Origin of the sequence: Bacillus sp. FSL K6-6038 (assembly GCF_038050455.1) — a bacterium.
GTDB classification, from domain to species: Bacteria; Bacillota; Bacilli; order Bacillales; family Bacillaceae_G; genus Bacillus_A; species Bacillus_A pseudomycoides.
The window spans coordinates 4,075,853-4,090,457 of the sequence record NZ_JBBOUH010000001.1 but is presented as its reverse complement, the minus strand read 5'-3'; the positions used below and the strand labels follow the sequence as shown (position 1 = coordinate 4,090,457).

The window sequence follows — 14,605 nt, the reverse complement described above, 5'->3', positions numbered from 1 at the left end:
GAGCGAAAAGCTTCTCTTATTTTAATGAATAAGGAATGCTTCTATAGCTGAAAATAAGGAGGAATTTAAAAGAGCAAGGAGTGAAAAAGATGAGTAATGGTGTAGGGCGTTCGAAGAAAAATCTTCCAACAGATGCAAACCATGTGAGTGCAAAAGATAGAGAATATCAAAAGCGGATGACAGAAAAGAAACAACAAGAACATAACGATGGTCGAAAGTATAATGGGAAAATATAAGAAAAGCTCCTTCTCATATGAAGGGGCTTTTCTTATGGAAAAAAATGGTTAGCGGTTACATAAAAGAGCCCACCATTTATAATTTGCATTGTAATACGCGGTTCATATTGCTCTTGTAATGCTTGTTTTTCTATGTCGTAGCTTTCGGGAAGTTCTTCGCTTTCTTCGTAAAATCGATTTAGAAGCGCTAAATCATGATTCCAGCGTACACGTGCTTCTTCAGCCCATGTATGATCATCTGCTGCAATGAGATTTTTTAATGCATCTTCTATCCGCTGTAATCCACTTTGCGGCTTAATAATGGGAGTAAGTGTAAAACTGAAATCTGGTATTTTTGGCGTGAGCCGAATTTTCGCTAGTGTTTCATGAAAATTTGTAATCATTGTTCCAGAAATAAGATGAATCCCGATGGAATGAAGCATATCTTTCTTTCGATCACATTGATAACATACTTTTACATTGACGCCAAGCCATGGATGAAGTGGTATATGAGTTGTACCACTTGAATTTACTTCTTCGAATAAACGTATGTAGGATCCCAGTTCTTTTGTTGTTTGGAAGATTTGATGCAGACGAGGAGAGCCATAGTGAATAAGCTCACCTTCTTCTTCATCATTCTCTGGATCCGTAATGAGAGTAAGTTGCATCGGATTTGGGATGCCACCCGTTTTCTCAAGGTAGTGCCAATAAAAAGGGCGATTCATCAATAGTTTATCCATTTCAATTGTTAATTGTACATCTAGTAGATGCGGGGAACGCCCCAAAATTTCACAGTCATTTGCTTGGAAAAAATTCCATAAGTAATTATGAATTTCATGTTGCTGCATAGCCTTGCACCTCAGCTTCGTTTCTCTTCGCAAAGTCGATGATAGATGTTAAATTTTCCATCTTAATTCGAATCTCTCCTTCGCTCTTTGATCCTGCGAAAATCTCTTGAATATGTGCATCGATATTTTTCATATTAATTCTTGTTAAAATCTCATCAAGTTCACCGATGACTCGCTCAAATAAATTGATTTTTTCATATAGAAGTTTCAAAATATGTTCTTCAACTGTATGTTTCGTTGCTAAGTTATAAATATGAACATCATTTTTTTGGCCAAGCCTATGGATACGTCCAATTCGCTGTTCAAGCCGCATTGGATTCCATGGTAAATCATAGTTAATCATATGGCTACAAAATTGTAAGTTAATCCCTTCACCGCCAGCTTCGGTTGCAATTAACACTTGCGCATGATTTTGGAAGAGCTCTTTCATCCAATCTTTTTTCCCTCGTTTAAACCCACCACGAAAAGGGACTGATGAAATACCGTGCTGTTTTAAAAACCATTGTAAATACATTTGCGTGGCTCTATATTCTGTAAAAATGACGACTTTATCATCAATTTCTTTTATAAGCTCCAGTGCTTGGTTTGCTTTTGTATTAAAAGGAATATGATTGATTTTATCCATTAAAACATCGATATATGGGTCTGGTATATAATTCTCATTTTCTTTTTGTCTTTTTTCTACATGCTTTTTGAGTGAATAATAAACTGCTTCACGGCTGCTACATACTTCTCGTTTCAAAGTTAATGATGAAAAGGCAGAGGTAAAAGCGTCTTGTCCTTTCCAATTTTCAATCGCATTGTATAGAGCCTGCTCTTCCTCATTAAAATCAACAAATATTGTCCGAACGTGCCTTTTCGGCCATTCGATACCTGTACCATTTCGCCGATTTCTTACCATCACTTTATTAATGAGTGCTTTTAAATCTTCATCTGACTCTGCTGAGCGATTTTTCGATGCATAATATTCTTCGAAGTTAGACTGATTGCCTAAATGTCCTGGTTTTAATAAGGAAACGAGATTAAAGATTTCATCAATTTTGTTTTGGACAGGTGTTGCAGTTAGTAATAAACAAAACTTCTTTTTAAGACGTTGTGCAAATTCATAGTTTTTTGTTTTATTATTTTTAAGTTTGTGTGCCTCATCAATAATGATGAGATCGTATTCCAAGTTTAAAACGATGTCACGATGCGGTGAACGCTTCGCTGTATCAATGGATGAAACGATAACGTCAGCTTGTTCCCACGAATAGCTTTTTCTCTGGGCAACAGCAGGAATAAAAAACTTTGTGTTCAGTTCATATGCCCACTGTGAAACGAGGGAGGCTGGAACGAGTATAAGTACTTTTTTTACAAGACCGCGCACCATGTACTCTTTTAAAATAAGACCTGCTTCAATGGTTTTTCCAAGTCCAACTTCATCTGCCAGTATCGCTTTTCCATTCATTTGTTCAATAACAGTTTGTGCTACTTCTAATTGATGAGGAAGCGGTGTGAAATGGGATAAATGTTTAGGGGCTTGCAAACCATCAAATGTAGGGACAAGCAATGATTCTTCTGTTTTATAGGCTAAATCATATAGTTCCCAATTTGTCCAAGGGCCATCTTCATCAATTCGTTTTAAGAAATTATTTTGCCATGTCCGATCTACGGAAATATCGACATTCATTGAAACTCTCCCACCTTCTGTAAACTAAAACGCTTATTGTTACATCCCTCACCAAAAATCCTAATTTCTAACATTTTAAGGTGAAGTTGTTTTTGTAAGTATAAGAATAAAAAATTCTAAATTATTTTTTATGCTAGAATATTGATGAAATAGATCGAAAAATGTTAGGATAATGGTGTGAAATGTGTGGAATCTTTCGTATTTTATCCAAGAAAGTACTTTTTTATTTATGCTTTCATAAAAAAATACATTGAGATTCCGTATATCCCATCTTTTCTGAATGAAAAATGTTTAGATACGGGAAGCCAACTTTTATTGATTTGTCATAGACGGCATAAGGGGGAAAGAACATGATTACATTACAACGTACACCGCTATTTGATGTATACGCGAAGTATGGTGGAAAAACAATCGACTTTGGTGGTTGGGAATTACCAGTTCAATTTTCAAGCATTAAAGAAGAACATGAAGCTGTTCGTACAGCTGCAGGCCTGTTTGATGTGTCTCACATGGGGGAAGTAGAAGTAACAGGTACAGATAGTTTGGCATTTTTACAACGTGTTGTTACAAATGACGTTTCTACCTTAAAGGTAGGAGGCGCACAATATACAGCAATGTGTTACGAAAATGGTGGTACAGTAGATGATTTATTAATCTACAAACGTGGTGAAGAAGACTACTTATTAGTAATCAACGCATCGAATATCGAAAAAGATTACGAGTGGTTAGCAAGTCATGTCATTGGCAATACGAAAGTAGTCAATGTTTCTAGTGAAATTGCACAACTTGCAATTCAAGGTCCAAAAGCAGAAGGCATTTTACAAAAAGTTGTGTCAGAAGATTTAAAAGAAATTAAGTTCTTTAAATTTAAAAATGATGTTCTTGTAGATGGAACTCCTGCACTTGTATCTCGTACAGGTTACACAGGTGAAGACGGATTTGAAATTTACTGCAAGAGTGAAGATGCTCCAAAACTTTGGGAGAAACTTCTTGAAGCTGGAGCAGAAGACGGCTTAAAACCATGTGGTTTGGGAGCACGTGACACACTTCGTTTTGAAGCGACACTTCCACTTTATGGTCAAGAACTATCAAAAGATATTACACCAATTGAAGCTGGAATTGGTTTTGCAGTAAAAACAAATAAAGAGGCAGATTTCTTTGGAAAAGAAACATTAAAAGAATACAAAGAAAACGGTGCACCTCGTAAATTAGTCGGCATCGAAGTAATTGAACGCGGTATTCCTCGTACGCATTATCCTGTATATGTAGGGGAAGAAAAAATCGGGGAAGTTACAAGTGGTACACAATCTCCAACGTTAAAGAAAAGCATTGGTTTAGCATTAGTTGATGTAAAATACGCAGCAGTTGATACAGAAGTAGAAATTGAGATTCGTAATAAACGCGTTAAAGCAGTAGTCGTTCCAACACCATTTTACAAACGTTCAAAGTAACGGGGAGAGGGGTAGATTTCATGTTGCATCGTTATCTTCCAATGACAGAAGAAGACAAAAAAGAAATGTTACAAACGATCGGCGTTCAAACGATCGATGAATTATTTTCTGATATTCCAGAAAGTGTTCGTTTCAAAGGGGATTTAAAGATTAAACAAGCAAAGTCAGAACCAGAGCTTTTAAAAGAACTGTCTGATATGGCTCGTAAAAATGCTAACTTAAAAGAATACGCTTCTTTCTTAGGAGCAGGTGTATACGATCATCACGCTCCAGTAATTGTTGATCATGTTATTTCTCGTTCAGAATTTTATACAGCTTATACGCCATACCAACCAGAAATTTCACAAGGGGAATTACAAGCGATTTTTGAATTCCAAACAATGATTTGTGAATTAACTGGAATGGATGTAGCAAACTCCTCTATGTATGACGGAGGTACAGCGTTAGCAGAAGCGGCAATGTTAGCAGCTGGTCATACGCGCAAAAAGAAAATTCTTGTTTCTAAAGCAGTTCATCCAGAATCAAGAGCAGTACTTGAAACATATGCAAAAGGTCAACATCTTGAAGTTGTTGAAATTGATCATAAAGATGGTGTAACAGATTTAGATGTATTACAAAGTGAAGTAGATGATACAGTCGCTTGCGTAATCGTTCAATATCCAAACTTCTTTGGACAGGTGGAAAGATTAGCTGATATTGAGAAAATTGTTCATCAGCAAAAGTCATTATTTATCGTTTCTTCAAACCCATTATCATTAGGCGCTTTAACACCACCAGGTAAATTTGGTGCTGATATTGTAATTGGTGATGCACAACCATTTGGTATCCCAACACAGTTTGGTGGACCACACTGCGGTTATTTTGCAACAACGAAAGCATTTATGCGTAAAATCCCAGGACGTCTTGTCGGACAAACTGTGGATTCAGACGGCAAACGTGGCTTCGTATTAACATTGCAAGCTCGTGAACAACATATTCGTCGTGACAAAGCGACATCTAACATTTGTTCAAACCAAGCGTTAAATGCATTAGCAGCGTCTGTTGCAATGACAGCACTTGGAAGACAAGGTGTGAAAGAAATGGCACGTCAAAACATTTCTAAAGCGCAATATGCAAAACGCCAATTTGAGGAAAAAGGATTTACAGTAACATTTGCTGGACCATTCTTCAATGAATTTGTTGTAGATTGCAAACGTCCAGTACAAGAAGTAAATGATGCATTAGTACAAAAGAATATTATCGGTGGTTACGACTTAGGCCGTGATTATAAAGAATTAACAAATCATATGCTTCTAGCGGTAACAGAACTTCGTACAAAAGAAGAAATTGACACACTTGTAAACGAAATGGGGGCTATCCAATGAAGAACCAAGATCAAGCACTTATTTTTGAAATGAGTAGAGAAGGACGCGTAGGATATAGCTTACCCCAATTAGATGTAGAAGAAGTGAAATTAGAAGACGTGTTTGAGAGCGATTATATCCGTACTGAAGATGCAGAGCTTCCAGAAGTATCTGAACTTGATATTATGCGCCATTACACAGCACTTTCAAACCGTAACCACGGCGTTGATTCTGGATTTTATCCATTAGGATCTTGTACGATGAAGTACAATCCAAAAATCAACGAAAACGTGGCTCGTTTCCCAGGCTTTGCACACATTCATCCGCTTCAAGATGAAAAAACAGTGCAAGGTGCAATGGAATTAATGTACGACTTACAAGAACATTTAATCGAAATTACAGGTATGGATACTGTAACACTTCAACCAGCAGCTGGTGCACATGGGGAATGGACAGGATTAATGTTAATCCGTGCATATCATGAAGCAAACGGTGATTATAACCGTACAAAAGTTATCGTTCCTGACTCTGCGCACGGAACAAACCCAGCATCTGCAACAGTAGCAGGTTTTGAAACAATTACAGTAAAATCAAATGAACACGGTCTTGTTGACTTAGAAGATTTAAAACGTGTTGTGAACGAAGAAACAGCAGCACTTATGTTAACAAATCCAAATACACTTGGTTTATTTGAAGAGAATATTTTAGAGATGGCAGAAATCGTTCATAATGCAGGCGGTAAATTGTATTATGATGGTGCAAACTTAAATGCGGTATTAAGTCAAGCACGTCCTGGAGATATGGGATTTGACGTTGTGCATTTAAATCTTCATAAAACATTTACAGGTCCGCATGGCGGCGGTGGCCCAGGTTCTGGTCCAGTAGGTGTAAAAGCTGATTTAATTCCATTTTTACCAAAACCAATTTTAGAGAAAACAGAAAATGGTTATCACTTTAACTACGATCGTCCACAAGCAATTGGACGTGTGAAACCATTCTATGGAAACTTTGGTATCAACGTTCGTGCTTATACGTATATTCGTTCTATGGGGCCAGATGGACTACGTGCAGTAACAGAATATGCTGTATTAAATGCAAACTATATGATGAGAAGATTAGCGCCGTTCTATGATCTTCCATTTGATAGACATTGTAAGCATGAATTTGTATTATCAGGTCGCCGTCAAAAGAAACTTGGTGTACGTACACTAGACATCGCAAAACGTCTGCTTGATTTTGGTTACCATCCACCAACAATTTACTTCCCATTAAATGTGGAAGAATGTATTATGATTGAACCAACAGAAACAGAGTCAAAAGAAACATTAGACGGTTTCATCGATAAGATGATTCAAATCGCAAAAGAAGCAGAAGAAAATCCAGAAGTTGTACAAGAAGCACCACATACGACGGTAATTAAACGTCTAGACGAAACAATGGCTGCACGTAAACCGATTTTACGTTATCAAAAGCCAGCTCCTGTACAAGTTTGAGTAAATGTAAAATGAAAAGAACTCGCTATATGCGGGTTCTTTTTTTGTGGAGAAATTGTGCAGAAATTATGAAAATAATGTAAAGAATTTTTGTATTTTATGTAACAGTGTGGAAGAAAGTTGTTTTTTAAGCTTTTTTGTTGAAAAAGTCGGTTTGATAAAATTGTGTATTTTTGTTAGAATTTTATTGAAATTAAGAAGGTGTAATGAGGAGAATAACTCATTTTTACGTATATGTGAAAAAACGAACAATTTGGGGTGAAGGAATGGGCTATAAGTGTTATAGGATGGTGTATCATTTAGAAAACGGTAAAAAAATTAAAGATATAAAGGAATTTTGTTATCGAGATTATGGAAAAATGTTAGAGCGTGTAGCACATCGTGTAATGGATAACGCAGAAGTGACAGCGATTGATAAACAAGGAACAATTATTTCAATAGCTTGTGATGACATTGTAAAGGTAGAACTTGATTACATAAAAGAAAGTTAGCCTTGAGTCATATCGAATTATTCGATAAAATATACTGTTGAATGGTGAAGTGAGAAGAGAGGAGTTTATCATGGGTAGTACAAGACACTTTTATATGTTTATTTTGGCATTTGTACTTGTTGTAGCATTAACGGTATATTTAATTGTTGATAGCAGCTGGTACAACGCAGTGCATCCAGCATTTCTTATTTTTATGTATGTAGGAATTGCGGTTGTTAGTTTTGGGATGAGAGATGAAATGTTAGATCGCTTTGAGAAGTGATACATATATGGGAGACCAACAGGAAAATGTTGGTCTTTTTTTCTTGCTAAAAATAGGGAACTGTGTATATACACAGTGGAGGAAAACATGAATATTATTATTTCAAATTCTTCCCCAGACCCTATTTATGAGCAGATTAGTAAGCAATTGAGGCAGCTTATTTTAAATGGAGGTCTTAAGGGGGAGATCAATTGCCGTCTATCCGCAGTTTAGCGAAAGAACTGCAGATTAGTGTGATTACGACGAAACGTGCGTACGAGGAGCTTGAAAAGGAAAGGTACATTGAAACGGTTGCAGGGAAAGGAACATATGTCTCCGTACAAAATAATGAGCTTATAAAGGAACAACGATTGCGTTTACTAGAAAGTAAAGCAGAAGAGATTGTCCAGGAAAGTAAATTTTTGCAGCTTTCACTGGAAGAGTTGCAACAGATGATTACGTTTCTATATAAGGGGGAATAAGTGACATGTTAGAGTTAAAAAACGTTTGTAAAAATTATAAAGATTTTTCAGTGAAAAATATAAGTTTTACATTGCCGCGTGGATATATTATGGGATTTGTTGGGCCAAATGGTGCAGGAAAAAGTACGACCATTAAAATGATTATGAATTTAGTAAAGAAAAATAGTGGGGATATTACGATCTTCGGTAAGGATAATGCAAAAGCAGAAAAAGACATTAAGCAATATATTGGATTTGTGTATGATGAAAATCATTACTACGAAGAGTTAACATGTGAACAAATGAAGAAGATTATTGCACCTTTATATAAAAACTGGGATGAAGCGCAATATCAATCGCATATGGAGAGATTACAAGTTCCGAAAAACAAAAAGATTAAGCAGTTATCAAAAGGGATGAAAATGAAATTTGCGATTGCGATGGCGTTATCGCATCATGCAGAACGCATCATTATGGATGAACCAACATCAGGTTTAGATCCGGTTGTCCGTAGTGAACTACTTGATATATTGCAAGAAATTGTGATGGAAGAAGAAGTATCGGTATTATTCTCGACACATATTACAACAGACTTAGAGCGCATTGCTGATTATTTTAATGACCAGTGTTATCATTGCTTACTTTACAGTAGGTATTCAGTTAAGAAATGAGACAGTGGATTTTGTAGAAACAACGGTTGTAACTAGTATGAGCCTCGGTTTTATTGTTTTTAGTTTAATTTTACCAATTTACTTTCTGCTAGGTTATCAGAAAACGTTTATGATAGCTTGTTTTCTATTAATCGCACCTATATTTATTTTAGAAGTTTTCTTTAAAGTAAATATAGAGCAATTGAATTTACATAGTGGGTTCTTATGCATGGGGGCAACTTGCATGTTGGTTTTCTTAATGTTGGCTTGTGTGAAATTATATGAGCGAATGGACATATAGCAGGGAAAAAGGTGCCTCATCACAAGACACCTTTTTCAATAGGGAAAATAACACAGGAGTAACTTATAAACAGAAACGGTGCTCGGCATCTCTTTTGGTGCATGTAATATAAGGCTGAAACATATAACAAAGAAAAGAAATAAGAAAAATAACAATAGGATATGTTTATGTATGGAATTTTGCATATAATCAGCTCCTTGTTGATATTATGTCCGGTTGGATTGGAAATATTATTAGATTTTAAAGAAATTAGGGGGAGATGTAATGATGAGAAAACGGACGCCAATAGGAAGAATATTAATTGGAATTGGATTGATTTTGTTCTCTTTAGGTCTTATGATGCTTAATTTTTACTCGGATATTAACTTATTTAAAAACTCGAATAAGGGTATTGGGACTGGCGTTTTTATTCTTGGAATACTATGTCTTATTGCATCCAATTTCTTTAGGTTGCCAAGCAACGCGAATCATTAAGTATAAAAAAGACAGTTACTTCTTTTCAGAAGAACTGTCTTTTTTGGTTATTTTATTCCAAAGTTTAGCGATACTCCAAATGATAATAATCATGATGGAAGCGATAATTGACCAAACAATGGATACAACTTCAAGTGCCATGTTGGGAAGGAATGTAAGAATAGAAATTCCTTTATGGAATAACCATTCGATAAAATGAAAGCTCATTTGTAGTAGGAGCACAATTCCAATTATAATTCCAGTTACAATTTGTTTCCCTTTTTCTTTCCACATGAAATTCACCTCATGTTAACTCATTAATTTTAAGCCAACTGCACCGCATAAAATGCAGCTTAAAAAGGCAAGACGACGCCAATCAGCTGATTCACGGAAGATAAGAATACCTAGAAGCGCACTTCCAGCAGTTCCAATTCCAGTCCAAATTGCATAAGCTGTTCCCATTGGTAATGAGTTCATTGCAAGTGATAAGAAGAAGAAGCTTACGGCAAAGTTAGCGATTAAAATAAGCTTAGGTGCCCAGCCTTTCTTTTCAGTGGCTACTTTCATAAACAGTACACCAACAATTTCACAAATACCAGCAATAATTAAAAATACCCATGCCATTTTATGCAGCCTCCTTCTCTTCTTGTTTACCCGTTACTCGTTTTAATCCAATAACGCCAAAGAAGATTAAACCAATAAATAAGATTTTTACAATTGAAAATGGTTCTCCGAAAATAAAGATTTCTGTAAGAACGATTCCACCGGCTCCGATTCCTGTAAAGACTGCATATACAGTTCCAACAGGTAGATCCTTATAAGCTTTAAATAATAGGACGAAACTAATTGCGATTATAAGAGCAACACCAACCCATTCAAGTGGAGTAGTTGCGTGCTTTAGTCCAATCACCCAAAAAATTTCAATGATGCCAGCTAAAATTACATAAATCCATGCCATATATTATTTCTCCTTCCTACCAGTCGTTAGGTGAAGGGCTGAAAAACGACGCATTGCTATTTGCAATCCGTCATTGTGAAAGCCCTCGCCAAAACACTTTCCAAGAAGCACTTAAACGGGTCTCAAAGCGATTTAAGCCTGCGTACAATAGTTCAACCATCAGACCGTCAAGTAAGCATAAATAAGCCTCTAAAGCGTCTTGTATTTCAAGGTTATGCAGTTCACCTTGTTCATTTGCTCGTTTGAATACAGGAAATAAAAGTTCTCTGATGTTTTCAATGTGAGCATTTGATTTTTCAATAATTTGTTCGCGAAATGCATCAGGCGGAAAATAGGAAGTGCGTAACCAAAACATCGATTCTTCACTTTCACCAAATCGCTTTGCGTAACCTTTTAACAAGTTTACAAGTAATGCTTCAGTAGATGACTTTGAAAATTTTTTTATATCGTCTGTAAAGCATTGTAAATCTTTTTGAAGTGCAGCTTCTAAGCAGATGAAGTATAATTCTTCTTTTCCCTTAAAGTGTGCGTAAATCGATGGTTTTTTAATCCCGACTTCCTGTGCAATATTTGCTAACGAAGTCCCTTCGTAGCCATAGCGTGCGAAATGAGAAAGTGCTACAGTTTTAATGCGGTTTGCTGTCATTTTCATCCCCTACCTACCGTTCGTTAGGTTCATTATAAAAGAGAATAAACATAAAGTCAATGAGTCAAATGATTTAAAAAGAGTACCTGAATTGGCACTCTTTACACAGTTTTTCGTTCAATTAAATGGAAAGAGAGTTCCTCTGAGCTACCTATAATTTGTTCGGCCTGTATTTGCTTATGAAATAAAGAAAAGGCTCGAGCACCCATTGTTAAACCAGGATGTTCAATTGTTGTAATCTCTAATGCTTTTGAAATTTCATGGTTATCAAAGCCAAGAATGGCGAGATCTTCTGGTATACGTAGGCCGTGTTTTCTTGCTTCAGTTGTTAAACCAGCGGCCACTTGATCATTAGCAGCAAAAATAGCAGTTGGGCGCTCTTTCATGTTTAAAATACTGTGCAGAACTTTTGCACCATCTTGCATATTGTAACATTGGTAAAACATCCAATCTGGTTGTACTCTTTTTTGGGCAGTATGAAGAGCATCGGAAAAGGCTTTTTCACGCTGCTTTGTATTTATGCTATTTTGCCTTGCTAAACAAAAACCAATCTTCTCATGACCTTTACGCAATAAATATTCTGTACCAATACGAAACCCTTCATAATGATTAACATAAACAGATGAAACGAGGGGATGCTCCATCTTTTCACATGAGATGATAGGAGCGAATTTTGCAAATGGTTCAATTTGTTCCCACGAGCTTGCACGTGAGCAAATAATCATGCCATCAAATTGTTTCATTTTCATCATCTCTAGAACACGAATTTCTTCTTTACTATCATAGTTCGTTTGGCATAGGTTAATCTGATAGCCAGCAGCTAATGCTTCATTTCCAATCCCTTCAATAATTGTACTAAAGTAGGGTAAATTAATAAAAGGAAGCATAACACCGACCGTCAATGTTTTTCCTGTTATTAAATGAATTGCATTTATATTTTTTGCATAATTTAGTTCTTCAACCGCATCTAAAACGCGTTTTCGTTTTTCATCGCTGACGTAGGGATGGTCATTTAGCACGCGTGAAACCGTCGTTATAGATACCCCAGCGGTTTTCGCAATTTGTTTTATATTCGCCATATGTATCACCTCTTCGTTCATTATATAGGCAAATAGATAAGAATGGAAAAAATACTGAAAAATGCTTGACCTGAAAAGCTTTTCACAATCTATGTTATAAAAGGACCTTCTGTTATTCGCGTAACCTTTTTATTTTGGGCGTAAGAGTAGCAGAAAGTCTTTTTTTGTCTAAATAGAAATGCTGTGTCAAAATGTGTGAGATAAACGAGGAAAGTTTCCAAAGGGAGAATGAACAAGCGAAGCGAATATGAACAACATACTAACGCTTTGTTCGTAAAGGGAGCGGTATGAAAGGGCGGAAACAAATTGAAAAAAGTGCTCATTTGTTTCGTGTTTTCTAGTGTGTTACTTAGCTCATGTTCGTTTCAACAAACGATAAATGAAGAGAAAAATTTTGTGGAAAGCACAGGAGGGGCTACAGATCGCGTATCTGGTCCTATCTTATTAAAAGATGTTTCTAATTATTTTCCAAAATCAGTTAAAGTTCCAACGTTTTTACCGTATAACATTACGAATGATATAAAAGGGGAAGTAAGAGCAATTGGGAAGAAGAACGCTGTCTTAACGATTAAATATAAGCAAAAGGAAACAGAAAAAAAAGATTATGTAGAATTAACAGTTGCAAACTTTTCTTATAGTTTTCCGTATATTGTGGAACAAAATCGATTTCAGGAACAAGTGAAGTTGAATAATGGGGCAACTGCTTATTTTAAAAATAGGGATGAATTTGAACAGGGGGAAGAATTTGCAACGCTTATATGGAAAGAGAAAGGGCTGGAATATCAGTTGTTGTATCGAAATACAGAAGTACAAGATGGAGAAGTAGTAAAAAAGAACTTACTATATATTGCGAACAACATGGAAGAAAAGAACTAGCGGATGAATCATGCTAGTTCTTTAAAATATTATTTCTTTTTAATTTTGCCTGTCCAAGATTTAAATCCACCTTGTAGTTGGTAGAAATCTTTGTAACCTTGTTTTTTTAGATATTGAGCTGCACGTCCTGTACGGAATCCGCTTTGGCAGTATAAATAGACAGGTTGGTCTTTACGTAGCTCTTTGTAACGCATACGGATTTGTGATAATGGAATGTTACGAGCACCTAAAATATGCCCCGCGTTAAATTCATCTGCTTCACGAATATCGATAAGCTGTGCCTTACGGTAGCCAGCGCGAAATTCTTCTTCTGAAAGTGTTTTAATTAATTTTTTCTGATTGAAAAACATCCATACAGAGTAGCCGATGATTCCTACGATTACGGCTAGTATAATAATCAAGTTTGTTGACACGATTCTATCGCTCCCTTTTTTCTTATCCTACTTTCAATATTATAATGCCCATATGTATTTATGCAACAGGTTCGTTCGGTGAGGAGGAGAAATTTCGTATTCTTTCACAAATTTTGTCGAATTTGTTAGACTAGAGATTGTGAAAAATAATTGGTTATATGAGGTGCAGGATGGGAAAAGAAAAATGGTGTTATATTAACTCTGGTCAATGTTCACCAGCATTTAATATGGCGTTAGATGAATGTTTATTAAATTGGCAAAGTGAAAAGAAAATGCCGCCGACGATTCGTTTTTATGAATGGGAAGTGCCAACATTAACAGTAGGGTATTTTCAACGTGTAGAAAAAGATATCAATATGGATGTAGTAAATGAAAAGAAATATGGTTTTGTTCGCCGTCAAACAGGTGGTAGAGGTGTATTGCATGATAAGGAATTAACGTACAGTGTTATCGTTTCTGAGGATCATCCGAATATGCCGAAAACAGTTACGGAAGCATACCGAGTAATTTCGCAAGGGTTATTAGACGGGTTTAAGGCGTTAGGATTAGAAGCTTACTATGCGGTTCCAAAAACGGAAGCAGACCGTGAGAATTTAAAAAATCCACGCTCAGGCGTATGTTTCGATGCTCCATCTTGGTATGAAATTGTTGTAGAAGGCCGAAAGATTGCTGGAAGTGCACAGACACGACAAAAAGGTGTTATCCTGCAGCATGGATCTATTCCGCTAGAAATCGATTTAGATGAGCTGTATGATTTATTCTTATTCCCAAATGAGCGAGTGAAAGAGCGTATGAAGAGCATGTTTTCTTCTAAGGCCGTTGCAATCAATGAATTAACAGATCGAACGTTTACAATCGAACAGTTGATTGAAGCCTTCCAAGTTGGATTTGAAAAAGGCTTAGATGTGGAGCTAGTTCCGTATGAACTAACGGAAGAACAGCTTAAGGAAGTGCAAACATTGGCAAAAGAAAAGTACGAAAGTGATGAGTGGAATTATAAAAAATAAGGAGAGGGCA

At 36.2% G+C, this 14,605-nt stretch carries 18 protein-coding genes and 2 pseudogenes; 12 read left to right on the top strand and 8 right to left on the bottom strand.

Annotated elements, in window-relative coordinates; genetic code table 11:
* Positions 1-89: 89 nt before the first annotated feature.
* Positions 90-236, top strand: a complete 147-nt coding sequence (locus NSQ40_RS21550) for a hypothetical protein (protein WP_016116306.1) — start codon at positions 90-92, stop codon at positions 234-236.
* Between the two features lie 32 nt (positions 237-268).
* Here the strand turns inward: NSQ40_RS21550 and NSQ40_RS21545 are convergent, their stop codons facing one another.
* Together NSQ40_RS21545 and NSQ40_RS21540 are read right to left on the bottom strand one after the other, a co-directional pair.
* Positions 269-1,063, bottom strand: a complete 795-nt coding sequence (locus NSQ40_RS21545) for a YqhG family protein (protein WP_033797220.1) — start codon at positions 1,061-1,063, stop codon at positions 269-271.
* Positions 1,050-2,732: a DEAD/DEAH box helicase gene (locus tag NSQ40_RS21540; RefSeq protein ID WP_003200271.1), complete on the bottom strand. Its 1,683-nt coding sequence runs from the start codon at positions 2,730-2,732 to the stop codon at positions 1,050-1,052. Before NSQ40_RS21540 ends, NSQ40_RS21545 begins: the two co-directional genes overlap by 14 nt.
* A 350-nt stretch (positions 2,733-3,082) precedes the next feature.
* On the opposite strand from NSQ40_RS21540, the gene gcvT reads away from it, so the two are divergent.
* The 9 genes and pseudogenes from gcvT to NSQ40_RS21495 all read left to right on the top strand — a co-directional run bounded on the left by gcvT (position 3,083) and on the right by NSQ40_RS21495 (position 9,637).
* Positions 3,083-4,183: a glycine cleavage system aminomethyltransferase GcvT gene (gene gcvT, locus NSQ40_RS21535; protein ID WP_003200273.1), complete on the top strand. Its 1,101-nt coding sequence runs from the start codon at positions 3,083-3,085 to the stop codon at positions 4,181-4,183.
* A 20-nt stretch (positions 4,184-4,203) separates the two neighbouring features.
* On the top strand, positions 4,204-5,547 hold the full coding sequence (gene gcvPA / locus NSQ40_RS21530; RefSeq protein WP_003200275.1) for an aminomethyl-transferring glycine dehydrogenase subunit 1: 1,344 nt from the start codon (positions 4,204-4,206) through the stop codon (positions 5,545-5,547).
* Complete coding sequence (gene gcvPB / locus NSQ40_RS21525) at positions 5,544-7,019, top strand: aminomethyl-transferring glycine dehydrogenase subunit 2 (protein ID WP_018765808.1); 1,476 nt, start codon at positions 5,544-5,546, stop codon at positions 7,017-7,019. Before gcvPA ends, gcvPB begins: the two co-directional genes overlap by 4 nt.
* A 266-nt stretch (positions 7,020-7,285) precedes the next feature.
* Positions 7,286-7,510, top strand: a complete 225-nt coding sequence (locus tag NSQ40_RS21520; RefSeq protein ID WP_026008568.1) for a DUF3929 family protein — start codon at positions 7,286-7,288, stop codon at positions 7,508-7,510.
* 70 nt (positions 7,511-7,580) lie between these two features.
* Positions 7,581-7,772, top strand: a complete 192-nt coding sequence (locus NSQ40_RS21515; protein ID WP_016116299.1) for a hypothetical protein — start codon at positions 7,581-7,583, stop codon at positions 7,770-7,772.
* Between the two features lie 87 nt (positions 7,773-7,859).
* Positions 7,860-8,233 (top strand): annotated as a pseudogene (locus NSQ40_RS21510) (GntR family transcriptional regulator).
* 5 nt (positions 8,234-8,238) lie between these two features.
* Positions 8,239-8,826: pseudogene (locus NSQ40_RS21505) on the top strand (ABC transporter ATP-binding protein); the annotation flags it as partial.
* Positions 8,827-8,830: 4 nt separating this feature from the next.
* The gene (locus tag NSQ40_RS21500; RefSeq protein WP_224796029.1) at positions 8,831-9,163 is read left to right on the top strand and encodes a hypothetical protein; all 333 of its coding nucleotides are present in this window, start codon (positions 8,831-8,833) and stop codon (positions 9,161-9,163) included.
* A 264-nt stretch (positions 9,164-9,427) separates the two neighbouring features.
* Positions 9,428-9,637, top strand: a complete 210-nt coding sequence (locus tag NSQ40_RS21495; protein ID WP_016132008.1) for a hypothetical protein — start codon at positions 9,428-9,430, stop codon at positions 9,635-9,637.
* A 15-nt stretch (positions 9,638-9,652) separates the two neighbouring features.
* On the opposite strand, the gene NSQ40_RS21490 is transcribed toward NSQ40_RS21495, so the two are convergent.
* The 5 genes from NSQ40_RS21490 to NSQ40_RS21470 form a co-directional block, all read right to left on the bottom strand.
* On the bottom strand, positions 9,653-9,910 hold the full coding sequence (locus NSQ40_RS21490) for a DUF3975 family protein (protein WP_003200291.1): 258 nt from the start codon (positions 9,908-9,910) through the stop codon (positions 9,653-9,655).
* Between the two features lie 15 nt (positions 9,911-9,925).
* Positions 9,926-10,240 (bottom strand): DMT family transporter, encoded by a 315-nt coding sequence (locus tag NSQ40_RS21485; protein WP_003200292.1) that lies wholly within the window; start codon positions 10,238-10,240, stop codon positions 9,926-9,928.
* 1 nt (position 10,241) lies between these two features.
* Positions 10,242-10,574, bottom strand: a complete 333-nt coding sequence (locus NSQ40_RS21480; RefSeq protein WP_003200294.1) for a DMT family transporter — start codon at positions 10,572-10,574, stop codon at positions 10,242-10,244.
* A 70-nt stretch (positions 10,575-10,644) separates the two neighbouring features.
* Positions 10,645-11,226, bottom strand: a complete 582-nt coding sequence (locus tag NSQ40_RS21475) for a TetR/AcrR family transcriptional regulator (RefSeq protein ID WP_003200296.1) — start codon at positions 11,224-11,226, stop codon at positions 10,645-10,647.
* Between the two features lie 95 nt (positions 11,227-11,321).
* Positions 11,322-12,299, bottom strand: a complete 978-nt coding sequence (locus NSQ40_RS21470; RefSeq protein WP_097786616.1) for a LacI family DNA-binding transcriptional regulator — start codon at positions 12,297-12,299, stop codon at positions 11,322-11,324.
* 330 nt (positions 12,300-12,629) lie between these two features.
* On the opposite strand from NSQ40_RS21470, the gene NSQ40_RS21465 reads away from it, so the two are divergent.
* The gene (locus NSQ40_RS21465) at positions 12,630-13,175 is read left to right on the top strand and encodes a hypothetical protein (RefSeq protein ID WP_033797070.1); all 546 of its coding nucleotides are present in this window, start codon (positions 12,630-12,632) and stop codon (positions 13,173-13,175) included.
* 29 nt (positions 13,176-13,204) lie between these two features.
* On the opposite strand, the gene NSQ40_RS21460 is transcribed toward NSQ40_RS21465, so the two are convergent.
* Positions 13,205-13,588 (bottom strand): rhodanese-like domain-containing protein, encoded by a 384-nt coding sequence (locus NSQ40_RS21460; protein WP_258248292.1) that lies wholly within the window; start codon positions 13,586-13,588, stop codon positions 13,205-13,207.
* Between the two features lie 170 nt (positions 13,589-13,758).
* Here NSQ40_RS21460 and NSQ40_RS21455 point away from each other — a divergent pair, with 170 nt between their 5' ends.
* Positions 13,759-14,595 carry a lipoate--protein ligase family protein gene (locus NSQ40_RS21455; protein ID WP_003200303.1) on the top strand — a complete coding sequence of 279 codons (837 nt, stop codon included), beginning with the start codon at positions 13,759-13,761 and terminating at the stop codon, positions 14,593-14,595.
* The last annotated feature ends 10 nt before the right edge of the window (positions 14,596-14,605 follow it).